The sequence below is a fragment of the Amycolatopsis sp. NBC_00348 genome, assembly GCF_036114655.1.
Taxonomy (GTDB): domain Bacteria; phylum Actinomycetota; class Actinomycetes; order Mycobacteriales; family Pseudonocardiaceae; genus Amycolatopsis.
In genome coordinates this window covers 18,890-44,592 of record NZ_CP107994.1, presented here as the reverse complement: position 1 = coordinate 44,592, position 25,703 = coordinate 18,890, and the positions used below count along the sequence as shown (strand labels likewise).

General features: G+C 71.5%; 18 protein-coding genes. 6 read left to right on the top strand and 12 right to left on the bottom strand.

The annotated features are described in order from the left end of the window. Positions 1 to 123 precede the first annotated feature (123 nt). Together OHS58_RS00165 and OHS58_RS00160 are read right to left on the bottom strand one after the other, a co-directional pair. A complete protein-coding gene (locus OHS58_RS00165) occupies positions 124 to 393 on the bottom strand; it encodes a MoaD/ThiS family protein (protein ID WP_247055559.1) in 270 nt (89 codons plus the stop codon). A gap of 18 nt (positions 394 to 411) precedes the next feature. After that, complete coding sequence (locus OHS58_RS00160) at positions 412 to 1,281, bottom strand: formylglycine-generating enzyme family protein (RefSeq protein WP_247055561.1); 870 nt, start codon at positions 1,279 to 1,281, stop codon at positions 412 to 414. A gap of 168 nt (positions 1,282 to 1,449) precedes the next feature. Between OHS58_RS00160 and OHS58_RS00155 the strand changes: the two genes are divergently transcribed. Both OHS58_RS00155 and OHS58_RS00150 read left to right on the top strand, forming a co-directional pair. Beyond that, a complete protein-coding gene (locus tag OHS58_RS00155; RefSeq protein ID WP_328646759.1) occupies positions 1,450 to 3,624 on the top strand; it encodes a molybdopterin-dependent oxidoreductase in 2,175 nt (724 codons plus the stop codon). A gap of 151 nt (positions 3,625 to 3,775) precedes the next feature. Next, positions 3,776 to 4,552 (top strand): maleylpyruvate isomerase family mycothiol-dependent enzyme, encoded by a 777-nt coding sequence (locus OHS58_RS00150; protein WP_326959181.1) that lies wholly within the window; start codon positions 3,776 to 3,778, stop codon positions 4,550 to 4,552. Positions 4,553 to 4,631: 79 nt separating this feature from the next. Here OHS58_RS00150 and OHS58_RS00145 read toward each other — a convergent pair whose 3' ends face one another. The 10 genes from OHS58_RS00145 to OHS58_RS00100 all read right to left on the bottom strand — a co-directional run bounded on the left by OHS58_RS00145 (position 4,632) and on the right by OHS58_RS00100 (position 19,327). Next, positions 4,632 to 6,065, bottom strand: coding sequence for an extracellular solute-binding protein (locus tag OHS58_RS00145; protein WP_326943494.1), 1,434 nt, complete (start codon positions 6,063 to 6,065; stop codon positions 4,632 to 4,634). Between the two features lie 143 nt (positions 6,066 to 6,208). Then, the gene (locus OHS58_RS00140) at positions 6,209 to 6,676 is read right to left on the bottom strand and encodes an SRPBCC family protein (RefSeq protein WP_247055569.1); all 468 of its coding nucleotides are present in this window, start codon (positions 6,674 to 6,676) and stop codon (positions 6,209 to 6,211) included. A gap of 193 nt (positions 6,677 to 6,869) precedes the next feature. Then, on the bottom strand, positions 6,870 to 8,456 hold the full coding sequence (locus OHS58_RS00135) for an MFS transporter (RefSeq protein WP_326943495.1): 1,587 nt from the start codon (positions 8,454 to 8,456) through the stop codon (positions 6,870 to 6,872). 154 nt (positions 8,457 to 8,610) lie between these two features. Continuing rightward, positions 8,611 to 9,981: an FAD-dependent oxidoreductase gene (locus OHS58_RS00130; RefSeq protein WP_328646758.1), complete on the bottom strand. Its 1,371-nt coding sequence runs from the start codon at positions 9,979 to 9,981 to the stop codon at positions 8,611 to 8,613. Positions 9,982 to 10,001: 20 nt separating this feature from the next. After that, on the bottom strand, positions 10,002 to 11,657 hold the full coding sequence (locus OHS58_RS00125; protein WP_328646757.1) for a thiamine pyrophosphate-binding protein: 1,656 nt from the start codon (positions 11,655 to 11,657) through the stop codon (positions 10,002 to 10,004). A gap of 16 nt (positions 11,658 to 11,673) precedes the next feature. Next, positions 11,674 to 12,681, bottom strand: coding sequence for a class I SAM-dependent methyltransferase (locus OHS58_RS00120; protein ID WP_247055578.1), 1,008 nt, complete (start codon positions 12,679 to 12,681; stop codon positions 11,674 to 11,676). 82 nt (positions 12,682 to 12,763) lie between these two features. Further along, positions 12,764 to 14,533 (bottom strand): non-ribosomal peptide synthetase, encoded by a 1,770-nt coding sequence (locus tag OHS58_RS00115; protein ID WP_328646756.1) that lies wholly within the window; start codon positions 14,531 to 14,533, stop codon positions 12,764 to 12,766. Between the two features lie 100 nt (positions 14,534 to 14,633). Beyond that, positions 14,634 to 15,398, bottom strand: coding sequence for a DUF2306 domain-containing protein (locus OHS58_RS00110; protein ID WP_326943500.1), 765 nt, complete (start codon positions 15,396 to 15,398; stop codon positions 14,634 to 14,636). Further along, on the bottom strand, positions 15,395 to 18,163 hold the full coding sequence (locus OHS58_RS00105; protein WP_328646755.1) for a condensation domain-containing protein: 2,769 nt from the start codon (positions 18,161 to 18,163) through the stop codon (positions 15,395 to 15,397). Before OHS58_RS00105 ends, OHS58_RS00110 begins: the two co-directional genes overlap by 4 nt. Positions 18,164 to 18,352: 189 nt before the next feature. Beyond that, the gene (locus OHS58_RS00100; RefSeq protein WP_326943502.1) at positions 18,353 to 19,327 is read right to left on the bottom strand and encodes an NAD-dependent epimerase/dehydratase family protein; all 975 of its coding nucleotides are present in this window, start codon (positions 19,325 to 19,327) and stop codon (positions 18,353 to 18,355) included. A gap of 195 nt (positions 19,328 to 19,522) precedes the next feature. On the opposite strand from OHS58_RS00100, the gene OHS58_RS00095 reads away from it, so the two are divergent. Genes OHS58_RS00095 through OHS58_RS00080 form a run of 4 tightly spaced genes read left to right on the top strand, consistent with a single transcriptional unit; the run spans position 19,523 to position 25,628 of the window. Then, positions 19,523 to 21,919 (top strand): NDP-hexose 2,3-dehydratase family protein, encoded by a 2,397-nt coding sequence (locus tag OHS58_RS00095; protein ID WP_328646754.1) that lies wholly within the window; start codon positions 19,523 to 19,525, stop codon positions 21,917 to 21,919. A gap of 34 nt (positions 21,920 to 21,953) precedes the next feature. Further along, positions 21,954 to 23,234: an acyl-CoA dehydrogenase family protein gene (locus tag OHS58_RS00090; RefSeq protein ID WP_328646753.1), complete on the top strand. Its 1,281-nt coding sequence runs from the start codon at positions 21,954 to 21,956 to the stop codon at positions 23,232 to 23,234. Next, complete coding sequence (locus tag OHS58_RS00085; protein WP_247055593.1) at positions 23,231 to 24,343, top strand: DegT/DnrJ/EryC1/StrS family aminotransferase; 1,113 nt, start codon at positions 23,231 to 23,233, stop codon at positions 24,341 to 24,343. Before OHS58_RS00090 ends, OHS58_RS00085 begins: the two co-directional genes overlap by 4 nt. 37 nt (positions 24,344 to 24,380) lie before the next feature. Then, positions 24,381 to 25,628 carry a class I SAM-dependent methyltransferase gene (locus tag OHS58_RS00080; RefSeq protein WP_247055595.1) on the top strand — a complete coding sequence of 416 codons (1,248 nt, stop codon included), beginning with the start codon at positions 24,381 to 24,383 and terminating at the stop codon, positions 25,626 to 25,628. Positions 25,629 to 25,703 lie beyond the last annotated feature (75 nt).

The following is a 25,703-nucleotide window of genomic DNA, read 5'->3' as shown; positions in this document are numbered from 1 at the left end:
CCCCCGGTCGGTTCGCCGACCGGGGGTTTCGTGCGTGCCGAACCTGCTCTCCCCGGCACGCACAGAACGGCCCGGTCACCTCGGATCGAGGTGACCGGGCCGTTTTCGTGGTGGACGGCCGGCTCAGCCGCCGGCCATCGGGGAGATGATGGTGACCGTGCTGCCGGCCGCGACCTCGGTGCTGTCGCGGTGGTTGCGCATGATGAGCTCGTCGTCGACGAACATGTTCACGTACTTCACCGGCGAGCCGTCGGTGCCGATCAGGCGGCGGCGGAACACCGGGTTCTCGTCGACGAAACGTCGCATGACGTCGTACAGCAAACCGGATCCGTCCACTTTGTAGCCGGTCCGCCGTTCCGGGGACCACACCGCCGGCACAATGATCGTGATCATGGTGACTCCTCCGTGTGTTTATGCGTCCTTCGCGCAGCGGAACCCATGCGCGAAGCTGGACCAGCCCAACGGATCGCCGTGCATCCGTTCCGTGCAGCGGACCTGGTAGCGGAAATTCATCCAGGACCCACCGCGGATCACCCGGTAGCGCCCCACCGTGGCGTGCATCGTGGGATCGCACCGGGTCGACTCGTCGTACAGGTGGGAAAGCGTGGAGGTCCACTCGTAGACGTTGCCCGCCATGTCGGCGCACCCGTGGGCGCTGTCGCCGCCACGGCCGGAGAACGCGCCGACGGGCGTGCTCAACGGCACCGGGCCCCGCTTGGCGTAGAGCGTCAGCCACCACTCCCGCCACGAGTCCAAAGTGGTCAGTTTGCCGGCGTGGTACTCGGCGGTGTTGGCGTTGTCGCCCTGCCAATCGTCGCCCCACGGCCAGATCCGGACCTCGACGCCGCGCGCCGCGAACTCCCACTCCGCCTCGGTCGGCAACCGCAGGCCCGCCCAGTCCGCGTACGCGTTGGCGTCGTCCCAGGACACGTTGACGACGGGGTGGTCGTCGTAGTCGTCCGGCACGATCCCGGGTCCGCCCGGCTCGCGCCACCACACCCCCTCGTGCTCGGTCCAGCCGAAGTCGTCGTAGATCAGGCCGAACCCACGCCGTTCGGCGTCGGTCACGAAACCGGTCTGCCGCACGAACTCGGCGAACTCGGCCACGGTGACCGGGTGCCGCGCCATCCAGAACGGCGCGACGGCCCGCTTGATCTGCGGCGTCTCGTCACCGAACCAGTCCCGCGGCAGCGGCTGGTCCGCCTCCAACATCCAGTCCACCAGCCACGGCGGCGACCCCTGCAGGAACTCACCACCCGGCACGAGAACCATCTGCTCCATAGGAGAATGGTCGCCGTTCCGGCAATCCGTGGCTTCTCTAGTGTTGCCGAGCCGTCCGGCCGCGCACTCGGCGGCCAGAGGGCATGTGCGGATAAGACAACCCGCCGCGACGCGGTCATCCTGGGAGGGAACCAAGCAAGCCGACCGCGATCCCAAGGTGGCCCGAGGATGACGACCGCGCACCGCACCTGCCCCATCTGCGACTCCGTCTGCGGTCTCAAGATCGACCTCGACGTCACCGGCCGCGTCACGTCGGTGCGCGGTGACGACCTCGACCCGTTCACCGGCGGCTACCTCTGCCCCAAGGGCGCGAGCATCGGCCGCCTCGACGAGGACCCCGATCGCCTGCGCCACCCCATGATCCGGGAGGGCGACGAGTGGCGCGAGGCCTCGTGGGACGAGGCGTTCGCGGCGGTCGAGCGCGGCATCAACGGCGTCATCGAGAAGTACGGCCGGGACGCGGTCGCGGTCTTCTTCGGCAACCCGACCTACCACACGATGGCCGGGTTCCTGTACCGCATGCCGCTGATCCAGTCGCTGGCGTCCAAGAACGTCTACTCGTCCGGCACCATCGACCACATGCCCAAGCACGTCGTGTGCGGGCACCTGTACGGCGACCCCTTCGCGATCGCGGTCCCCGACGTCGACCGGACCGACTACCTCCTGGTCATCGGCGCGAACCCGATGGAGTCACACGGTTCGCTGTTCTGCGCGCCCGACATGCCCAAGCGCCTGCGGGCGCTGCGCAAGCGGGGCGGCAAGCTGGTCGTGGTCGACCCGCGGCGCACCCGCACCGCGGCGATGGCCGACGAGCACTTCTTCGTCCGGCCGGGCACGGATCCCTTCCTGCTGCTGGGCGTCGTCCACACGCTGCTCGAGGAGAACCTCGCGACGGTCACGCTCGACGTCAACGGCCTCGACGAACTCCGTGAGCTGGTCAAGGAGTTCCCGCCGCACGCCGTCGCGGACGCCTGCGGCGTGCCGGCCGACGGCATCACCCGCATCGCCCGCGGCCTGGCGGCGGCGCCGACGGCCGCGGTGTACTCGCGCATGGGCGGGTCGGTGGTGGAGTTCGGCACCCTGACCCAGTGGCTGGTCGACGTGATCAACATCCTGACCGGCAACCTGGACAACCCCGGCGGCACGATGTTCGCCAAGACCGCCGCGCTCGAGGTGTTCCGCACCGGGCAGCCGTTCGAGTGGGCCCGCTGGCACAGCCGCGTCAAGGGGTACCCCGAGGTGCTCGGCGAGCTGCCGACGGCCACGCTGGCCGACGAGATCGAGACCCCCGGCGAAGGCCAGGTCCGGGCGCTCATCAACATCGGGGCCAACCAGGTCGTCGCCGCGCCCAACGGGCCGCGGATCGGGAAGGCGTTCGACCAGCTGGACTTCATGGTCGCCGTCGACCCGTACCTCAACGACACCACCAAGCACGCCACCGTGATCCTGCCGCCGCCGCGGATGCTGCAGGCGCCGCACTACGACTTCCTGATGCAGATGGTCATGGTGCGCAACTACACCCGTTACTCGCCCGCGGCCCTGCCGCTGGACGAGGACCAGCGGTCCGAGGCGGAGATCCTGGCGCGGCTGACGCTGATCGCCGCGGGCGCGCCCCTGGCGGCACCGACGTCCGCCATCGACGAGGGGTTCATCGGCCAGCTGCTGACGGGCGCGACGCAGATGCCCGGCTCCCCGGTCGAAGGCATGGACGTCGCGGACCTGCGGGCCACCATCGAGGGCGACGACGGCGTCGAGCAGATCCTCGACACCCTGCTGAAGTTCGGCTCGTACGGGCTGTCCCTCGCGAAGCTCAAGGAACAGCCGCACGGCATCGACCTCGGCCCGCTCGAGCCGCGGCTCAAGGAGCTGCTGACCACCCCGTCCGGCCGGGTCGAGCTCACGCCGGAGGCGATCGTGTCCGACCTGGCCCGGCTGCGGGCCAAGGCCGCGGAACCGGTGCCGGAGATGCTGCTGATCGGGCGGCGCCAGCTGCGGTCCAACAACAGCTGGCTGCACAACGTGAAGTCCCTGGTCGGCGGCAGCAACACGTGCACCCTGCACGTCAACCCGGCCGACATGGCCAAGTACGGGCTGGGCGAGCGAGCCGTCGTGCGATCGGCGGTGTCCGAGCTGATCGTCGACGTCGAGCCGACCGACGTGGTCATGCCCGGCGTCGTCAGCCTCCCCCACGGCTGGGGCCACAAGGGCGGCCGCCAGCGGGTCGCCGAGGAGAACGCCGGCGTCAACGCGAACGCGCTGACCAGCGACCTCGTCGTGGACGTCCCGTCGGGCAACGCGGTGTTCAACGGCATCCCGGTCACCGTCAGCCCCTACGAGGCCTGAGCGCCAACCGCACTTCGGATACCGCCCCAGCGTGCTGGTACACGCTCGGGCGGTATTCGCGCGTTCGCCGCCGTTCCGGGTTGACAGCCACGCACCGTGCTGGTCCGATACGGAGTGCTACTGGCGTCTAGCGAACATCGAGGCGAAGACCGTGGACACCTCCGCGCACCTGGAATCCGTCGTCGCGCAGACGAAGACGTTCGCCGAGTGGGTGCAGGGCCAGGACCCGGCGACCCGGGTGCCCACCTGCCCGAAGTGGAGTCTCGCCGAGCTCGTCGGGCACGTCGGCGGTACGCAGCGGATGGTGGCGACGCTGGTGGGGCAGCGGCTGACCGACCCCAGTGCCGCGCTGGCCGCCATGGACACCGGGCCCGCCGATCCGGCCGGCTGGCGCGCGTGGCTGACCGGCACCGCGGCCGCGGCGGCCGACGCGTTCGGCTCGGTCGACGACAGCACGCCGGTGTGGGATCCCTCCGGCGGGGACTCGGGTGTGCCGTTCTGGGCGCGGCGGCTGTTCGGTGAGATCACCGTGCACCGCGCCGACGCCGCCGGCGCGCTCGGCGAGCACTACGACGTGTCGCCGGACCACGCCGCCGCGACCATCGACGACTGGCTGGAGACGATGACGTCGCCGGGTTACGCGCAGGCGCGGCCGGAGTTCGTCGACGCGATCCGCGACACCGGCCGGGTCCTGCACTTCCACGCCACCGACACCGCGCACGAATGGCTCGTGCGCCGGACGCCGGACCTGGTCGTCCTGGAGCGCGCGCACGCCGAAGCCGACGCCACCGTCCGCGGGCCGGCCGCCGAGCTGCTGCTCGTGCTCACCCGGCGCCGTCCCCTGGACGCCGCGCGGAACCTGGACCTCTACGGCGACCGCGCGTCACTCGACCACTGGATCGAGCACATGGACTGGGTCGCCGGCTAGACATGAGAAAACGGGCCTGACCAGCCGGTCAGGCCCGTTCTCGTGTGGGATGTCGCGCCCCGGTCCGTTCCGTACCGCGTCAGTCCTTGTTGACGATGCGTTCCAGGTCGCGGCCGCCGTAGTCCTTCCCGGCCACCACGCCGGCGTAGTGCTCCACCTTCAGGCTGCTGTGCGGGGCCGCGTCCGGGTCGCGCGGCGCCGGACCCGTCGCCCAGGCGTTGTAGTCGTCCAGCAGGCCCTGCGCTTCGCGCGTCGCCGCGGCGAGCCGCTCGGCCGGGTCGATCTCGGTCTCCAGCACGTCCTGCACGGCCCGGTTCATCACGTCCTGGGTGCCCGCGAAGTTGCCGAACACGGCACCCCGCACCTTCGGCACCCCGCTCGCGACCGGGGTCGCCTTCGCCGGGGCGGCGTGCAGGTGGTCACTCGCCACCCGGTGGTACGGGTGCTCGGCGAACCAGCCTTCGCTCTCGAGCAGGTCGAACGCGCCGTAGGTCATCGGGACGAAGCTGTTGTCCTTGTGCCGGTCCGCGGCGTTGCGCGGGTTGTGCAGGAACTGCGTGAACGCGAGCGCGCCGTCCTCGGTGGCCTTGTCGAGACCGTTCGTGAGCCACAGCGACGTGCCGGCGACGTGGTTGCCGGCGTAGGGAACGTGGTCGTTGAAGGGGAAGATGCCGACGGCGAGGTCGAAGCCGGCGCCTTCCGCCGCGCGCAGCGTGTAGTTGATGTCGTTCGACGACGAGAGCCGGATGGCGGCCTGCTGCTCGGCGAACGGGGCGAAGCTCTCCATCCAGCCGGGAATCGCGCCGGTGTGCAGGTAGTGACCGTCGCGGTGCAGCTCGCGCCACCACTCGACCCAGGTCAGCATCTCCTTCGACGCCAGCTCGATCTTCGTGGCCCGGCCGGAGCGCCCGTTGTCGTTGTTCACCAGCTGCCCGCCCTGCGTGGCCACCGCCTGCTGGAACAGCATGGCGTGGTTCGCCCAGGTGATCGGGTGCTTCGGGGGGTTCTTCGCGCCGGCAAGCGTTTCGCACGCGGCGGTGACCTCGTCCCACGTCTCCGGCAGCCGGGTGATACCGGCGGCCTCGAGCAGGCGGGTGTTCGCGAACAGCAGGCTCGTCGTGCCGACCGACGGCATCGAGAACAGGTCGCCCTGGTGGCTGAAGTAGTCGCGGAACGGTGCGATGACGTCGCCCGCCACGACGGGTTCGCCGCCGATCTCGGTGCGGCCGTCGATCGCCTTCTCCAGCGAGGTGAACAGCGGACGGCCGTCCTGGCGGGTCATGTCGCGGGCCGACTGGCCCAGGTAGGAATACAGCTCGGACACGGCCGGCGGGTTACCCTGCGCGGCGGCCTGCGCGACTTCGAGCGGCGCGTTCCAGAAACTCGTGGCCGTTACCTTGATGGCGTATTCGGGGTGCAGCTTCTCGAATTCGGCGCCGATCTGGTACCAGCGCTCCATCCAGCCCGGAAACGTATTGTCCGGCACCCATACGTCGATCACGACCTTGCCCATTCGAGCTCCTCACCGCGTAACCCGGAAAGCGACACCCACATGGTCACACGGCCGGACCGGACCGGACATCTCCACGATTGCCGGACGAGCCCGGCACTTTGATCGGGTGCGATGAGCGCACACCGACCAAAGCACCGGTCGGCTCAGGCCTGCGCGAGGTAGTCGGCCAGGGACTCCATGAAGCTCAGCCAGCCCTGACGGCTCGGCTCGATCTGCTCGTCCGGCAGGTGCCCGATCTGCTTGAAGACGATTTCGGTCTTCTCACCCTGGTCGTTGAACGCGACCACGATCAGCTCGGCGTTGTCCGCGTCGACGTGGTTGTCGTCGATCAGCGTGAACGACAGCACCGACGGGGACTCCAGGTCCTTGTACACGCCGTGGAACGGAACCTCGGTGCCGTCCTCGCCGTCGGACTTCATCGTGGCGGCCCACTCGCCACCGGGCCGGGCGTCGATCGACACGGTGGACCGCGCGGTGCTGAACCCGGTCGGGCCCCACCACGCGGCGAGCTGGTCCGGGTCGGTCCACGCCTCGAAGACCCGCTCGCGCGGGGCGTCGATGATCCGGGTGAACCCGAATTCCTTGGTGGTCGCTGATGACGCGTCAGCCATCGCATGTCCTTTCTCGCCTGTGGTGATCTTCGGTTCTTCGGTTGCACTGGCTCAAGGACCGCGACCGAGGTCGCGGTCCTTGAGCCGGCGGCTGCCGCCCTTCGCGAGCGACGGCCTCAGGGTGGTGCACAGGTGCCGGCGGGTCGAACCCGGCGACGACGTCGCCACCGGATTCCCCGCCTGCACGCGCTTTCTAGCTTCGCGCCGCCGGCTCGGCGGCCGTGTCCGCGGTGTCCGCGGCCTCGGCGTCCGGCTCGGCGGCCGCTTCCGGTGCGGGCGCCTGCTGCTGCCCGGTGGCCGGCAGGTGCCGCAGCCCGACCGCGGCGATGACCGCGGCCGCCGCGATGATGATCGCACTGCCGATCGCGGTGCCGTGCACGCTGCTCGTGATGGCCTCGTAGGCACTGTTCAGCAGGTTCCCGGACTCCGCCGGGGGCAGGCTGCCCGCGACGGACTGGGCACCGGCGATGCTCTCCCCGGCCGCGTGCGCCTGTGCGGCGGGGATGGCCGGATCGACCACGACGGTGTTCCGGTACAGCGTGGTACCCACCGTGCCGAGCACCGCGACGCCCATCGCCACACCGAACTCGCCCGAGGTCGACGTCATCCCGGCCGCCGCACCGAACTTCTCCCACGGAGCCGACTGCATCGCCAGCGCGGCGCCGAGCCCGGCCAGCGGGCCCATGCCGATGTTCGCGATGATCAGACCGGTGAGCAGCAACGGGATGTTGTTGCCGGTGCTGTCCAGCTGGGTCAGCAGCAGGTACCCGATGGCCGAGACCACCAGGCCCACCGCCATCAGCCGGCCCGGCGGGATCCGGCGGGCCATCAGCGGCGCCAGCTGGATCATGACCAGCGTGCAGAGCGCGGGCGGCACCAGCCACAGCGCGGTCGCCACGGGCGACAGCCCGGAGACCGACTGCAGGTACATGTAGACGAAGAGCTGGTTGCCGGCGATGAACCCGGAGGCGACCGTCATGCTCAGTGCCGAACTGAACGTCCGGTTCTTGAACAGCGTCAGGTCGAGCAGCGGGCTGTCGATCCGCTTCTGCCGGCGCAGGAACGTGATCGTGCACGCCACGCCGACGACGACGGCGACGATCGACACCGCCGAGAGCCCGTCGTGCGAGATCTGCTTGAGGCCGTAGATGACCGGCAGGATCGCCAGCAGCGACAACACGACGCTGGCCGGGTCGATCTTGCCCGCGGCCGGGTTCTTGAACTCCGGCAGCACCTTCGGTCCGACCACGAGGAGGATGACCATGACCGGCACGCCGATCAGGAACACCGAACCCCACCAGAAGAACTCGAGCAGCCCGCCGCCGATGATCGGCCCGAGCGCGGTGCCACCCATGAAGCAACCCATCCAGACGCCCATGGCCATGGACATCTGCTTGGGGTTCGGGAACATGGCGGCGATGAGCGCCATGGTGGAAGGCATGATCGTGGATCCGGCGACCCCGAGCAGGGCCCGCATGACGATCAGCATCTCCGGGCTCGTGGAGTACGCCGCCAATATCGAAACGACGGCGAACGCGGCCGCGCCGATCATCAGCAGCTTCTTGCGGCCGATCCGGTCGCCGATGTTCCCCATCGTGATGAGCAGGCCGGCGACCAGGAAGCCGTAGATGTCCGTGATCCACAGTTGCTGCACACTGCTGGCCCCGAGATCACCACTCAAATGCGGCAGCGCCAGATACAGCACACTCATATCGAGCGCCACCAGAATGGTGGGCAGGGCCAGCACCGCCAGCCCGATGAACTCTTTCCGACCGGCCAACCCGGTCGGTCCAGCGCTTGTGTCCATGATGATGCACTCTTTCGCGTCGTCGGGTCCCGCGAGCGGCCCCGTGGGATCACACCCTTCTGTGCGCCCTTCCTGTTGTACCGTCTGTGGCCAACTGATTCTTCTCCGAAATTGCGGTGTACTCCACTTAGCCGAGTGCTGTGGCATTCGGGGCTATGTCGCCGCGGAACCGGCCGGCGGGATCGACCCGCTCGCGCACCGCGTCCACCTCGGCGATCTGCTCCGGGCTGAGGTGCCCTTGCGGCTGCTCCACGTGCTCGACGAACGACGGTACCGTCCGCCCGGTGTCCCACTTGCTCAGCGCCGCGCGCACCACGGCGGCGTGCTTCCGCAGCGCCTCGACGGTCACCGGCCCCATCGGCACCCCGGACCCGGCGTAGGAGAACCGGGCGTCCAGGTGGTTCAGCACGCCACCGGCCGGGTCCGGCCGCGAGTACGCGCCGCCGAGCTGACGCAGCCCGGCCGCCACGAGCGGTGAGCCCGAGCCCTCGCCGAGCACCCGCAGGAACGCGGCCTCACCACCGTCGTCGAGCTCGCCGAGCAGCATGTGCTCGCCGACGACGGGGACCGGATCCGTCGGATCCATGTGCGCCGCCAGCACGGCGGCCGGTTCGGCCCGGTGCCAGGTGTCCATGACCGGCTCGGCGATCGCGCGCAACGGGTCGAGCAGCTCGGCGGTGTGCCGCCGGGCCGTGGCCTCGTGGTCGTCGTCCGTGCTGAGCACCGCGCCGTCGAGGCAGAGGACCGGCCCGCCGGCCAGGACCGGTGGCACGTCGGGGAGCGGGGGCAGGTTCAACACCCGCAGCGACGTCGTCACCTCGTCCGGGGCGGTCAGCGTCCACGCGCGCCACGCGGCGAGCAGCTCGGCGGCGTGCTTCGCGGGCCAGAACGCGGCGCCGGTGTGCACCGACGACGCGGGGAACAGGGCGATCTCGATCGCGGTGACGACGCCGAAGCCGCCACCACCACCCCGCAACGCCCGGAACAGCTCGGCGTCGGTGCCGGCGTCCACCCGGCGCAGCTCGCCGTCCGCCGTGACCAGCTCGATCGCCCGGACGCTGTTGGCGGCCAGGCCGAACCGCCTGCCGTAGGCGCTCATCCCGCCGCCGAGCGAGTAGCCGACGACGCCGACGGTCGGCGAGGAGCCGTGCGGGGCGGTCAGCCCGTGCGGGGCGGCGGCCTCGACGACCGCTCCCCAGCGGGTGCCGGCCGGCACCCGGGCGACCCGGGCGGCGGCGTCGATCTCGACCTCGCCGCGCAGGGCGGTCTTGACGAGCACCGCGCCGGCCATCGGACGCTGCGCGCCCGCCGTGTGCCCGGTGGCGAGGATCCGCACCGGCGCTCCGGTGGACTCGGCGTACCGCAGCGCCGCGCGGATGTCGTCGATCGTGTGCGCCGTCAGCGCCGCCGCCGGTTCCGGCACGGCGGCGAGGTTGAAGACCTGGGTGGCTTCTGCGAAACCCGGCTCGTGCGGGAGCGAAACGGTCTTCGGTGCCATCGCGGACTCCTTCCGTGTGGTCAGTGCCCGGCGATCAGGTCGGACAGGAATGGGGCGATGACGTCCGGCACGACCTTGCAGTCGAGCACCAGCACGCCGCGGGAGCCGCGGGCCTGCCAGTCGCGCACGGCGTCGAGGTCGGTCACCGTGCGCACCACGGCCGCTTCGGCGCCCAGCGCCCGGGCCACGCCGGCGAAGTCGGTGTCGGCGAACGACGCGGTGCGCGGATCGGCGCCCCGCGGGGTGTACAGGTGCGCTTCGAAACCGTAAGAAGCGTCGTCGTAGACGACCACGAGCGCGGGTGACCCGGCGCGGACCAGGGTGTCCAGCTCGGGCAGCCCCATCAGCGAGCCGCCGTCGCCGAGCGCCACCACGGTCAGCCGGTCGGCCCGCCCGGCGGCGGCCCCGACCGCGCCGCCGAAGCCGAGCCCGATGGCCTGGAACGCGCCGCCCATGAACACCATCGCCGCCGGGTCGGGCACGGACCAGTACATCGACGGCCAGCTGATGAAGTGCCCGCCGTCGTAGACGACCGTCCGTTCGGCGGGCAGCAGCTCGCCGAGGGCCTTGGTCAGCGTGCGCGGGTCGATCCGGCCGGGCGTGCTCGCGTCCGGGTGGGCCTGATCGGCCCAGGTCCCGCACGGCAGCAGGTCCTCGGTCGCCTCCCGCCAGCCCGACGCGGGCAGGTTCGCCGCGTTCACCGCGTCGGTCAGCGCCGACGCCGTGACGGACGCGTCGGCGGTGATCTCGAGCGACACCGGGGCGGTGCGGGTGCGCGCCGCGGTGTCGACCCGGACCACCGTCGCCCCGGGATCGAGCAGCCGCCCGCCGTGCAGGGTGAAGGGGTCGAGGTCGGCGCCGAACACCAGCACCAGATCGGCCTGGCCGATCAGCTCGGCGGCCGGCGGCGCGGCGAAGCCGCCGCAGATCCCCAGCGCGTACCGGTTCCCGGCGAACAGGCCGTTCGCCATCACCGTCGTCGTCAGCAGCGCGCCGGTCCGGGCGGCCAGGTCCGCCAGGGGTTTCGCGGCGCCGGCCCGCCACGCCCCCAGCCCGGCGAGGATCAACGGGCGGCGAGCGGTGGCCAGCAGATCCAGCACCGCGCCGACGTCGCCCGCCGCCGGCGCGGCCGGCACCCGCTCGGCCCCGGCGTCCGAGACGGCTGTCACGGACACCGGGCCGCCCGGCACCTCGGCGTTCAGCAGATCGTTCGGCAGGCACAGCAGCACGGGCCGGTTCAGCGTGCGGGCCAGGCGCAGCGCCTCGGCCGCGTCGGCCCGCGCGGTGCCTGCGTTTTGCACCCGCACGACCTCGGCACCGAGCGCCCGCGCGAACACCGTCTGGTCGACGTCGCAGCGGCGCAGGCCGCCCACCGGGCTGTCACCGCACAGCACCACGACGCCGCTCCCGTGCCGCGCGGCCTCGGCCAGCGCCGTCGCCGTGTTGGCGATGCCCGCGCCGTGGGAGGTCGTGCAGACCGCGACCGCGCCGCTCACCCGGTGGTAGGCGTCGGCCATGGCCATGGCCCCGCCCTCGTGCCGGGCGGCGACGTAGTGCACACCACGTTCGACGAGGCCGGCGGCGGCGAGGATGTTCCCGCCGCCGACGACGCCGAACGCGTGCCGGACGCCGCCGGCCGCGAGTTCGTGGGCTACTGCCGCCGCGAGTGTCGTCACTGGGGCTCCCCGTCAGTCAGGCGAGTTCCGCGATCACTTCGCCGGCCGCGACCTCGATCCTGTTGACGCGCAACAGGTCCCAGCCCGACTCGGCGAAGACCGAGCACCAGTCGCGCAGGGTGGGCAGGAACGTGCCCATCAGGTCGTGCCCGAGTTCGAAGCCGAGGGTGAACACGCCGAGATCGGTGTCCTGGACGTCGACCGACCGCGTCGCGTCACCGAACAGGAACCGCTTGACGTTCGGGAAGAGCTCGCGCAGCCGGCGCAGGGTCGCGACGCACTGCTCCCGCGGCCAGAAGTCGTGCGCCATCATGAAACAGGTCAGCACCTCGACCTCGCGGAACTCCGGCCGCTCCTGCAGGTTCAGCACGTCGTCCTGGAAGAACCGGGCGCGGTCGCCGAAGCCCTCCTCCGTCGCCTCGGCCCGGGCCACCTGGAGCGACGGCTCGGCGATGTCGATGCCGAACCCCGTGGTGCCGGGATGCCGGCGGAGCATGTCCATCAGCCGGCCGCCGCTGCCGCAGCCGAGGTCGGCGACGACGGTGAACGGGAAGTCGATGCGGCTCAGCGCCGCGTAGAACGTCTGGTCGTAGGTGATGGCGCTGATGTCCCGGCAGGCGTACGCGATCGCCGCGGCGTCCCGCTCGTAGTAGTCACCGACGCGGTTCTTCTCGACCAGCGCCGAGGGCATCTGCCGGAACAACGCGGCGCTGCCGCGGTTCAGCCAGTGGAAGAACGACTTGGTCCGGTAGATCTCGTCGAACTTCTCGGTCGCGATGACGACGGTCTCGATCCGGCGCACGATCTCGACCGAGGCCAGCGCGCGGAACATGCTGAGCGTGGAGAGCGGGTCGAGGCCGTGCGCCTCGGCGAACTCCGCGGAGTCGAGCTTGCGGTTCTCGTTCAGCTCGTCCAGCGCGCCGACCTCCCAGGCCGCGCAGATCGCCCAAGCGGCCACGGCCGAGTTGTAGATGTGGGCGGCGTCGCGCGCACTCCGGAAATCCTCGGCGATCCCCCGCCTCATTTCGACGCCGTTCACGTACCAAACGTCGTTCACAGACTCCGCGCTCACATTTCCTCCCGTTTCGGCCGGGTCGGCCCGTCGCTCACTCATCGTTGGTCACTCCCCGGTCGTCGAGGAGCTTGCAAAGGTCGGACACGGTCGGCGCGTTGAACAAGTCGGCGATGGTGAGCTCGACGTCGAACCGCGTGACGATCCGGCTGATCAGCCGCATGGCGAGCAGCGAGTTGCCCTCGAGATCGAAGAAGCTGTCGTCCATGCCGACCCGGCCGACGTCGAGGACCTCCTCGAACACCGCGCACAGCACCGCCTCGCGCTCGGTCACCGGCGGCCAGTAGTTCGCCGACGTCCCGGAGTCCGGTTCGGGCAGCGCGGCGCGGTCCAGCTTTCCGTTCGGCGTCAACGGCAGCCGGTCGAGCGGGACGACGACCGACGGCAGCATGTAGTCGGGCAGCCGGCGCGCCGCGTCGGCCAGCAGCTCCACGGTCGCCGGCACCGGGTCCGTCCCGGCGGGGAACACCACGTAGGCGATCAGGCGGTGCCCGCCGAGCTCGGTCTCGCGCGTGACGACCGTGGCGTGCACGACCGACGGGTGCGTGGCGAGCGTCGACTCGATCTCGCCGAGCTCGACGCGGTAGCCGCGGATCTTGACCTGGCTGTCCGCCCTGCTGACGAATTCGAGCACGCCGTCGGTCCGCGTCCGCACCAGGTCCCCGGTGCGGTAGACGCGGTTTCCCGGCCCCTCGAACGGGTCCTCGCGGAACTTCTCGGCCGTCAGGTCGTCCCGGCCGGTGTAGCCGAGCGCCAGCCGGGGGCCGCCGATGTAGAGCTCGCCGACCTTGCCCGGGCCGACCGGCCGCAGCTCGTCGTCGAGCACGTGCGGGCGGACGTCGTCCATCGGGTAGCCGATCGGGATGGTCCGGGGCTCCGCGAACGGCGCGGTCATCGGGAAGTGCGCGGCGAACGAGGACAGTTCGGTGGCGCCGTACATCGCGCGGACCACGAGCTCGGGGCAGGCTTCGAGGGCGCGCCGCACAGCCGCGGGCGCGATGACGTCGCCACCGGTCAGCACCTCGCGGACCCCGGCGAACACCTCCGGCGCCTCGTCCGCGACGACCCGGAACAACCCGGCCGTCAGGTGCATCGCGGTGATCGACTCCTCGGCGACCAGCGTCCGCAACCCGTCGACGTCGAGCGCGACACGCGGCAGCACGATGGTCCCGCCGCGCAGCAGCGGCACCCAGATCTCGTAGGTGGACACGCCGAAGGCGTGCGGCGCCAGCATCGGCACCCGCTCGTGGCGGCCGGTGTCCCAGCACGAATCCAGCGCCAGGCCGAGCACGCCGCGGTGCGTGACGGCGACGCCCTTCGGCTCACCGGTCGACCCGGACGTGTGCATGACGTAGGCGACCTGGCCACCGTCCGCGTCCGCGAGCACGGGGTCCACTGTGGACTGTCCGGCGAACTCCGCCGGGTCGTCGGCGAAGACGACCCGCTCCGCCCGCGGCAGGCCACGCATCCGGGCCGGCGCGTCGGCCAGCAGCAGCGGGCCGTTCGCGCGGTCGAGGATGTCCTGCGCGCGTTCGACCGGATAGGCCTCGTGCACCGGAAGGTAACTCGCGCCGGCCTTGAGCACGCCCAGTATCGCGACCACCAGCTCGACCGACCGCGTCATCGCCAGCGCGACCGGCTCCCCGGCGGTCACGCCCGCGTCCAGCAGCCGGTGGGCGACCTGGTTCGCGCGCTCGTTCAGTGCGCGGTAGGTCAGCCGGGTGTCCCCTTCGGACAGTGCGACCGCGTCCGGCGTCCGGTGCACCTGCTCGACGAAGCAGTGCGGGATCGAGGTGTGCCGCATCATCCGCTCCTCGCCTCGTGGACCAACTGGTGTTCAGTCTGCTTGCTCTCGAGATCGCGCGGCGTCTCCAGCCTTGCGCCGGCCCGCCGCGCGGGTGCCGTCACGCCGCGGCTGCCTCGTGCTCGCCCGGCCGCCGCCGCCGGCCGGCGGCTCGCTGCGCGAGGTCGATGACGACCGGGTCACCGGCGACCGGCACGCTCTTCGCCCGGGACGCGCTCTTGCCACGCACCACGAACCAGTGGGCGACGGCGAGGTGCAGCACCCACGGCAGCCAGTCGATCGAGTCGACGACGAGGGCCGGGCTGACCAGCGGGGCGAGCAGCGGCGCGGCGACGACGAGCCCGGCGCTCGTGGTGACCACCAGGGTCAGCGCGACGCTGTAGGACATCCACTGCCGGTGCTTGTCGATCTGGCCCCGCCGGGCGGCCCGCCAGGCGATCGCGGTCGTGACCGCCCACACCGTGCCCCAGAAGAAGCTGGCCGTGTTCGCCGGGTTGCCGATGGCGAACAGCAACCCGACGAGCATGACCGAACACGGCAGCACGCCCGCGAAGACGTAGGCGCGACCGCTCCACCGGTGCAGGCGCGGCCACCGCCGCCGCAGTCCCGGCCAGATCTGCACGAACGCGGTGAGCACGGCCAGGATGCCGAACGAGCCGTGCAGCACCCGGACCGCGGGAACGGCCGGGTCGACGAACTCCGGCAGGAAGTGCGGCAACATGAAACTCAGGTGGAGCACCACGCCCGCGGCGAGCAGCAGCAGCCCCGCCACCGGCCACGACCACACCCGATGCTCGATCGGGCGGGCAAGTGTGGCCGGCGGCCGGGGTTTGCGCTGCTGCCCCCGCGGGACCGTGGATCTCACGGACGCACGGCGTTGATGATCAGGAACGTGCCGGGCGTCGTCTCGTCCTCGATCTCCAGCCCCGCGTCGGTCAGCCAGCCGACCAGCTCGTCCCGGTCGAACAGCGTCAGGCCGTCGTTGTGCGCCGGGAACCGGTGCCGGCGCGCGAAGTACCGGTAGACCGGGTCGTCGGAGTTGCGGAACGTCAGCACCGTGAACGTCCCGCCCGGGCGCAGGCAGCGGGCCACCTCGGCGATGGCCGCGGGGGCCTGGGCCGGGAAGGCCTGCAACGCGTTCCAGCACAGCACGGCGCCGAGCGACGCGTCACCGAAGGGCAACGTGGCGGCGCTCGCCAGCACGGCGGGCACCTCGGGGAGCCGGCCGCGCAACGTGACGAGCATCGGCAGCAGCAGGTCGAGCGCGATGACCCGCTCCGGGCCGACGGTCTTCGCCAGCACCTCGGTCCACCGGCCCGCACCGGCCGCCAGGTCGAGCACCGGGCCGTCGACGGGACGCACGTGCGTGGCGATGTAGTCGTCCTCGTCGGACGGCAGGACCTGACCGGCCCAGTTGGATCCGCACAGCCGCACGAAGTTCGGCCGGGCGTGCGCCTCGTAGTAGTGCCCCATGCTCGGCACCTGCGCCAGCTTGAGCAGGAAGTCGTCACCGGTCTCGCCGGCGCGGGCGGTGAGGTCGAGGATGCCCTTCTCGACGGGGTAGGCGTTCGAGCACGCCTCGCACGTGGCGAGGTTGCCCTCGAGCCGCAGCGAACCACCGCAGCCCGGGCAGCGGAACGCCGCCGCGTGCTGCGCCAGCAGCTCCGCTCCGGCGGCGGCCGGCTGGAGGTCGCGGTCCGGCACGGAGTCCGACGACGCGGGCAGCACCGGTCCGTTGCGGACCGCCCAGCGCGCCTTCACGCCGAGGTGGCCGAGCACGGTTTCGGTGTCCTCCTGCCAGAGTTCGGCGATCTTCTCGGCACCGAGGGCGCTGATCCGCGCCCGGTCGAACCGACGCGCGGCCTCGTCGAGCTCCCACGCGGCCGGGTGCGGGAAGACCCGGCCGATGTCCGGGTCGTCCGGGTCCAGCTCGGCCAGCGCGCGACCCAGCCGGGACAGGTCCTCCGGGTCGAGCGGCAACGTCGTCGCCGTGTCGAGCACCCGGGTCCGGTCCTGGGGGAAGTGCGCCACCAGGTACAGCAGCGCCAGCGACAGCGCCTCGTCCGTGGTCTCCCGCCAGATCGACAGGTAACCGTCGAGGTGGGCGCGCACGGCGGCGGTCACGGGACCCGCTGTCTGTCCTTCTTCGGCTTCGACGGCGAGACCGAGCAGGATCGCCAGCTCACCCTTGCGGGCGTCCTCGGCTTCGATCAGCGCGGCGGCGAGGGCCGCGGCGGCCGGGTTGGCGGCGAGCGTTTCCGTTGTCTCCGCAACGGCCGGCGACCACTCGGGCAACGCGGCGTCCGGATCGGTCACCGCCGCGCGCAGGATCCGCTCGAACGTGTGCCCCCAGCTCCGGATGGTGTCCGCGTCGAAGAGGTTGGTGTCGAACTTCAGGCTGGCGACGGTTTCCCCGGTGGGCAGCACGTCCAGGGCCCACACGATCCCGTCCGGGATGCCGCTGCTGACGTCCTGGGACAGCAGCCGCCGGCGCAGCTCGGTGACGGCGAGCCCGCCGACCGTTTCGCTGCTCTTGTCCGCCGGGAACTGGAGGAGCTCGAACGCGGGCAGGTCGCGCTCCGGCGCCATCGCCGGCCCCATCAGGTCGGGGGCCGCCCCGGCGATCAGCGGGAACGGCAGCTCGTGGCTGTAGGCACCGAGGCACGACGTCCGGGTGCGGTCGAGGACGTCGGCGAACGTGCGGCTGCCGGCGAGCTTCGTGCGCAGCGGCACGAAGTTGAGGAACGGGCCCACCGCGTGGTGGAAGTCACCGAGCCCGCGGCCCGCGCTGAACGACGCCGCCACGATGTCGTCGGAGCCGGTGAGCTCGCGCAGCAGGAGGTTGTACGCGCTGAGGAACACCATGAACGGCGAGGCGCGCAGCGACTTCGCCAGCTTGGACGTCGCGGTGGTGAGCTCGGCGTCGAGCAGGAAGCGTTGGGCCGCGTAGACCGCGGTCTTCCCGGCGAACGGCCGGTCGGCGGGGATCACCGAGATCTCGGCGCCCGCCAGCTGCTCGCCCCAGTACGCCACGGCCTTCGCGACCGACTTGTCCCCGAGGCCGGCCCGTTGCGCGGCGGCGAACTCGTGGTACTGCCGGGCCGGCGGCAGCGCGGGCACGTCGTGACCACTGCGTGCCGCGTAGAAGTGGGCGACGTCGTGCATGAGCACGCCCATCGACCAGCCGTCGGCGACGAGGTGGTGGACCAGCAGCACGAGCACGGCGTCGTCGGGGGCGAACACGGCCAGCGCGGCCCGCAGGTGCGGCAGCTCGGTCGCCGGGTAGCGCCCCGCCTCGACGGCGTTGAGCAGCTCTTCACCGCGCAGGTCGCGCTCGTCGAGCGGCGTCCCGCTCAGGTCGTGCACGGCGAGCTGCACCGGCGCCGGCGCCGGGTCCGCCGGCAGCGCGACGGACGTCCCGCGCGACACCGGAGTACGCAGGATCTCGTGCCGGGCCACGACGTCGTCCAGCGCGCCGGCCAGCACGGCCGGGTCGACCGGCCCGCGCAGCCGCCACGCCGAAGCCAGCACGTAGGCCGGGCCGAACGAGCCCATCTCGTCGCCCTTGTCGAGCGCGTTGATGAATTCCTGTTGCAGGGACAGCGTTTGCGAGGTGTCCGATTCGGTCACGATCCGCTCCGGTGCTTGGTGGCGAGTTCGGCGAGGGCGGGAAGCGCCCCGGGGTGCGGGAAGAGCTGTGGCGAGCGGCTCGGGTGGCGGACGGGCGCGAAGAGAACTCGCATGCGTGGCTCCTCCTGCAGGGCTTTCGTGCGGTCAGTCCAGCACCGGGACGTCCACCCGGACGTCTCCTGGTGTGCGTCAGGCGGCTTCGACGGTGGCCCGCAACGCCTCGTTCAGGTCGGCCGCCGGGCGCCAGCCCGTGCGCGCCCGGAACGCGCCGGCGTCGATGACCACGCTGCGCAGGTCGGTCTCCGACACCACGCCGGGCGGCTCGACCGACACGACCGGCACCGGCTCGGTCCCGGTCCGCTCGGCGGCGAGCGCGGCGATCGTGCGGAAGACGTCGCCGAGCGGCGCGCCGACGCCGGTGCCGATCAGCCAGTGCCGCCCGGCCAGCGCGTCGGCGTGGTCCAGCGCGGCGACGATCGCGCTCGCGGCGTCGCGCACGTACAGCAGGTCGCGTTGCACCGTCCCGTCGTGCCACATCGTGATCGGTTCGCCGGCGAGCGCGCGGCGCGCCATGAAGGTGAGCACCCCGGAGTCCAGCGCGCCGGTGACGGGGCTGTGCCCGAACGCCGTCGGCAGGCGCAGCGACACACCCCGGACGACGCCCGCCGCGCCGGCCGCCAGCAGCAGCTGCTCGGCGGCGAGCTTCTGCCGGTCGAACGGGATCTCCGGCAGGTCGGCCTCGGTGCCGTCGAGGCGGGTCCGCGGCGGCACTCCGACCTGGGACGTCGATCCGGTGTAGACGACGACCGGCGCGGGTTTGCCGGGGTCCCGCCGTTCGCGCAGCACGTCGAGCAGATCGCGCAGCACGCCGACGTTCACGCGCTCACCGGCCGCCTCGGCGCCGGGCTCGCGCCAGCCGGTGGTGCGGGCGACCAGGTGGACGATCGCGTCCGCGCCGGCCACCGCGTCGGCGAGTTCCTCGCGGACGGTCAGGTCGGCGGTGCGGATCTCGACGTCGGCGGCGCCGCCGGCCGGCACGACGCTGCGGGTGCGACCCACCGCGCGCAGCCGGATGGGCCGCTCGGCGAGCGCCGCGGTCACCACCGAGCCGATGAAGCCGGACGCGCCGAGCACGGCGACGAGTGGACGTTCTGGCTCGGTCATGGGGATCGCTCCTCTTCTCGGGCAGATGCCACCACCCTTCTTCCCGGCGCTGTCCCGGGCATCTCCGGAGTTGCGCTGTCGCGAGAAGTCGTTGCCGTGGACGAAAGGCAAGTCGGGAGATGCCTGCCGAACACCGGCGAGTTCACTGTGTGTACAGGAAGTTCTCCTCCGTAACGGCGACTAAGGGACGGGCTAATGAAGGCTCTGGTGCTGCCGGGCGGCTGGGACGACTGGCGACACCCGCTCGATCGGTCCACGCCCGCCCAGCTCGTCCGGATCGCCAACAAGCCCCTGCTCGACTACGTCCTGGAGACCGTCCGCGACATCGGGGTGAGCGACATCGGGATCGTCATCGACGACCGCGAGTCGCAGAACTTCGGCGCGGTCGGCAACGGCGTGCGCGTGCTCCCCCACGACGGTCCACCCGGGATCCTGCCGGCCCTCGCCGCGGCCCGGGACTTCCTCGACGGTGACGACTTCCTGCTGTACTCCGGCGCGAACCTGCTCGCCGACGGGCTCGGCGCGGCGGCCGCGGAGTTCCGCTCCACCCGGCCGGTGGCGCAGCTGCTCGTGCACAAGGTGCCGGACCCGAGCGCGTTCGCCGTGGCCGAAGTGGGCGACAACGGCCTCGTGCGCTGCCTGCCGGAGCACCTCGCGGACGCCGGCGGCGACGGCCTGGCCGTCATCGGCGCGTACTTCTTCACCGCCGGGATCCACGCCGCCGCGGCGGCCGTCTCCGCCGCCGCCGGCGACGCGGCCGAGCCCGGCATCATCGACGTGATCCGCTGGTTGCACGAGCGGGGCGTCGAAGTCGGGGCGCAGGAGTACTTCGGCTTCTGGCGGGCCGTCGAGTCCCCGGACGCGGTGCTCGAGTGCAACCGGCACCTGCTCGGCGAACTGCACCGTGACGTCGCCGGGTCCGTCGACGCCGAGACGAAGCTGGTCGGCCCGGTCGTGGTCGAGCGCGGGGCGCGGGTGGTCCGGTCCCGGATCGTCGGGCCGGCGATCGTCGGCGCCCACACCGTCGTGGCCGAAAGCGAGATCGGCCCGAACACCGCGGTCGGCGAGGACTGCGTGATCCACGCGGCCACGCTCACGGACTCGATCGTGCTCGACGGCGCGTCGGTCCGGGGCACCGCGCTGAGCGACTCCGTGGTCGGCCGGTTCGCCCGGATCGTGCCGCCCGGCGAGCGCGCCGCGGCGCCGGTCCGGCTCGAGCCCCGCGAGGACCTGTCGCTGCCCGATCGGCTCGCCCGCTCCGCCGCGGCGAAGCACGGCGACCACCTGCACGACACCGCCGACGTCACCGGCTGGCTCGCCGGCCGCGCGCGGGCCCACCGCTACCAGGTGGACCGGATCCCGTTCACCGAACTGGACGGCTGGTCCACGCACCCCGAGACCGGCAACCTCGCGCACCGCAGCGGGAAGTTCTTCACCATCGAGGGGCTCGACGTCACGGTGGACGGCGGCTCGCCGAGTTCCTACCGGCACTGGCAGCAGCCGATCATCGTGCAGCCCGAGGTGGGCATCCTCGGCATCCTCGTCAAGGAGTTCGACGGCGTCCTGCACTGCCTGCTGCAGGCCAAGATGGAGCCGGGCAACCCGAACCCGCTGCAGCTCTCGCCGACCGTGCAGGCCACCCACAGCAACTACACCGGCGTGCACAAGGGCGCCTCGGTGCCCTACCTCGAGTACTTCCTCGATCCCGGGCGCGGCAAGGTGATCGCGGACGTGCTGCAGTCCGAGCACGGCTCCTGGTTCTCCCGCAAGGTGAACCGGAACATGATCATCGAGGTCGACGAGGACGTCCCCGCGCGCGAGGACTTCTGCTGGCTGACCCTCGGCCAGGTCGGCGACCTGCTGTGGCAGGACAACGTGATCAACATGGACACCCGCACCGTCCTGGCCTGCGCCCCGGCGAACGTGGCCGAGGACGGCGCGCTGCACTCCGACGCCGACGTGCTCTCCTGGTTCACCGCGGAGCGGTCCCGCTACGACGTGCACGCCCGGCACATCCCGCTCAACGACGTCGGCGACTGGACGAGCGACGAGTGGACGGTCAAGCACGAGCGGGACTGGTACTTCCGGGTCGTCGCCGTGTCCGTGCGGGCCGACAGCCGGGAGGTCACCCAGTGGAGCCAGCCGTTGCTCGAGCCCGTCCACTTCGGACTCACCGCCTTCGTGCTGCGCCACTTCGCCGGCGTGCCGCACCTGCTGGTGCACGCGCGGGCCGAGGGCGGGTTCCGCAACGGCGTCGAGATGGGGCCGACGGTGCAGTGCACCCCGCAGTACCACCCGCTCGACGGGTCGTCCCGGTCGCGGTTCCTCAACCTGGTCCTCGACGCCGCACCGGAACGCGTCCGCTACACCTCGGTGCAGTCCGAGGAAGGCGGTCGCCTGCTCAACGCGGAGAACCGCTACCTCATCGTCGAGGCCGACGAAGCACAGGCGCCGCTGGAGCCGCCGGAGGGCTACCAGTGGGTGACGCCGAACCAGCTCAGCTCGCTGATGCGGCACGGCCACTACGTGAACATCCAGGCGCGCACGCTGCTGGCGGCCATCAACACCGGGGCCGTGCGCCTCTTCGACTGAGCGCGGACCGCGCACAAGGAGCTGTGGGGACGACATGCTGACCGAAACCGTGATCCACCGGGCATCCGGCGCGCTCTACCAGCCGGTCACCGAGGAGGGGCGCGCGCTGCTCGACCTGATCGACGAGCACCTCCCGGCCGTGCGAGCCGGTGCGGCGGACCACGACCGCGCGGGCACGCTGCCGGTCGACGTCATCGAGGCGTACGGCCGCAACGGCGTGCTGGGCGGCACGGTGCCGGCCGAGCTGGGCGGCCTCGGGGTGCGCAGCCTCTACGACGTCGCCGTCGCGCTGAGCCGGGTCGCCGAGGCGGACGCGTCGACGGCCCTCGTGCTGCACGCCCAGTTCAGCCGCGGCCTGACCTTCCAGTACGAGTGGAAGCACGGTTCCCCGGCGGCCCAGCAGCTGGCCGCGCAGGTGCTGAAGCTGATGGCCGCGGGCGACCCGGTGTGCGGCGGGGTGAAGGACCACCACTCGGGGGTCACCACGCTGACCCGGGCCGGGTCGGGCGAGGGCTGGGTGCTCAACGGCCGCAAGACGCTCGTGACCATGGCCGGGATCGCCAAGCACGTGATCGTCTCCGCCGAGACGCGGGTCGAGGGCGAGCCGCACCGGCTGGCCGCGCCGGTGCTGGCCGCGGACACCCCGGGGATGACGATCATCGACAACTGGGACGGCCTCGGCATGCGGGCGTCCGGCACCGTCGACATCGTCTTCGAGAACTGCCTGCTGCCGGACGAGAACGTGCTGCTGCGCGGGGTCGTCGGGACGCGCAGCGACGTGGGGCTCGCCGGGCAGACGGTCAGTTCCTGCGCGAACCTCGGCGTCTACGTCGGGGTCGCCCAGGCCGCGCGCGACATCGCGGTGGCGGCCGTGGCGCGCCGGAAGGGCACCCCGGCCGGGGCGGTCCGCACGCTCGTCGCCGAGATCGACACGCGGCTCTACAGCGTCCGCGCCACCGTCGGGTCCGCACTGGCCAACGCGGACATCGCCAACGTGGACCTCAGCGGGGACCTCGACGAGCGGGGCCGGCTCATGATGCTCCCGTTCCAGTACGCCAAGCAGCACGTCAACAAGGTGGTGCCGGACATCGTCGGCGACTGCCTCACGCTGACCGGCGGCGCCTCGTTCACCGCGGGGCACCCGCTCGCCCGGCTCTACCGCGACGCCCGCGCCGGCTGCTTCATGCAGCCCTACACCTACCCGGACGCCGTCGACTACCTCAGCGCGCAGGCCCTCGGGCTCGATCACGACAGCAACTACATGAACGTCCGGGCCGCACGGTCCGCGGAGGCGACGAAGAAGGAGCTCACGTGACGACTCGGGTCTGGGACTACCTGCTGGAATACGAGATGGAGAAGGCCGAGCTGATCGACGCGGTCACGACGGTCTTCGAGTCGGGTCAGCTCGTGCTCGGGCCGAGCGTGAGCGGGTTCGAGGCGGAGTTCGCCGACTACCACGGCGGCGGGCTCTGCGCGGGCGTCGACAACGGGACCAACGCGGTGAAGCTCGGGCTGCAGGCCCTCGGCGTCGGCCCGGGTGACGAGGTGATCACCGTGTCCAACACGGCGGCCCCGACCGTCCTCGCCATCGACGGCGCCGGCGCGACACCGGTGTTCGTGGACATCAGGGAAGAGGACTTCCTGATGGACGTCGGGCAGGTCGCGGCCGCGATCACGCCGCGCACCAAGGCTTTGCTGCCGGTGCACCTCTACGGCCAGTGCGCCGACATGGCCCCGCTGCGCCGGCTGGCCGACGAGCACGGCCTGGTGTTGCTCGAGGACTGCGCACAGGCGCACGGCGCGCGCCACCACGGCCGCCCGGCCGGGACCATGGGCGACGCGGCCGCGTTCTCCTTCTACCCCACCAAGGTCCTCGGCGGGTACGGCGACGGCGGCGCGGTGCTCACCAGTGACTCCACAGTGGACGAAAATCTGCGCCGGCTGCGCTACTACGGCATGGAGAAGCAGTACTACGTGGTCGGCACGCCGGGCCACAACTGCCGCCTCGACGAGCTGCAGGCCGAGATCCTGCGCCGCAAGCTGCGCCGCCTCGACGACTACGTGGCGGCCCGGCGGGCGATCGCCGATCGCTACGCCGAGGGACTCGGCGACCTCCCCGGGCTGCGGCTGCCGGTCACCGCGCCCGGAAACGAGCACGTCTACTACGTCTACGTCGTGCGCCACCCGCAGCGCGACACGATCATCGAACGGCTGGCCGCCTACGACATCGCGCTCAACATCAGCTACCCGTGGCCGGTGCACACGATGACCGGGTTCGCCCACCTCGGCTACGCCACCGGCTCGCTGCCGGTCACCGAACGGCTCGCCGGCGAGATCTTCTCGCTGCCCATGTACCCGTCGCTGCCCGAATACACCCAGGACAAGGTGATCGGCGCGCTGCGCGACGTGATCGCGGACCTCTGAGCCGCGCCATCGAACGAACGACGAGGAGGATTACCCCGTGACCGATCGGGACAGCGTTACCCCATCCGACGTCAGCTGCCGGGTGTGCGGCGGCCAGGTCGAGGAGTTCCTCGACCTGGGCAGCCAGCCCGTATCCCAGCGCTTCCGCACCCCGGAGGACACCTCCGGCGAGTTCTTCTTCCGGCTCGCCGTCGGCCACTGCACGACGTGCACGATGGTGCAGCTGGTCGAGGAGGTGCCGCGGGAGGAGATGTTCCACGAGGACTACCCGTTCACCTCGTCCGGCTCGCGGTACATGACCGAGTACTTCAGCGGCGTGGCCCGGGACTTCCTGGAGACCGAGCTGGCCGGCGACGACCCGTTCATCGTCGAGATCGGCAGCAACGACGGCGTCATGCTCGGGACCATCCGGGACGCCGGCGTCCGCCACCTCGGCTTCGAGCCGTCCGGTCACCCGGCCGAGATGGCCAGGGCGGCCGGCATCCGGGTGCGCGGCGACTTCTTCGAGGAGTCGACGGCCCGGGAGACCGCCGCCGCCGACGGGCCGGCCGACGTCATCTACTCGGCCAACACCATCTGCCACATCCCCTACCTGGACTCGATCTTCCGCGGCGTGGACGCGTTGCTCGCGCCGAACGGCGTGTTCGTCTTCGAGGACCCCTACCTCGGCGACATCGTCGCGAAGCGGTCGTTCGACCAGATCTACGACGAGCACTTCTACCTCTTCTCCGCGCGCTCGGTGCGGGCCGCGGCGAACCGGTTCGGCTTCGACCTGGTGGACGTGCGGCGACTGCCGGTGCACGGCGGCGAGGTGCGCTACACGATCGCCCGGCTCGGCGCGCGCACGCCGTCGGCGGCGGTCGAGGCGCTGCTGGCGGAGGAGGCCGAGCGTGAGCTCACGTCCCCCGCGACGTTGCAGACGTTCGCCGAGGGCGTGCTGGAGATCCGGACCGCCCTCGTCGCGAAGCTGACCGAGCTGCGCGCCGCGGGCGCGCGCGTGGTCGGCTACGGCGCGACCGCGAAGAGCGCCACGGTGCTCAACTTCTGCGGCATCGGACCGGACCTGGTCGAGTACATCAGCGACTCGACGGACGCGAAGCAGGGGCTCGTCACGCCGGGGCAGCGCATCCCGGTGCGGCCGCCGTCGGACTTCGCCGAGAACCGGCCCGACTACGCGCTGCTGTTCGCGTGGAACCACGCCGAGGAGATCATGGCCAAGGAGCAGGAGTTCGTCGCGGACGGCGGCAAGTGGCTGCTGTACGTGCCGGACGTGCACGTGGTCTGATCCGGAAACACCGCGGTACGAAGAAAAGACCGGCCGGCCCACTCGGGCCGGCCGGTCTTTTCGTTGCCGCGGTGC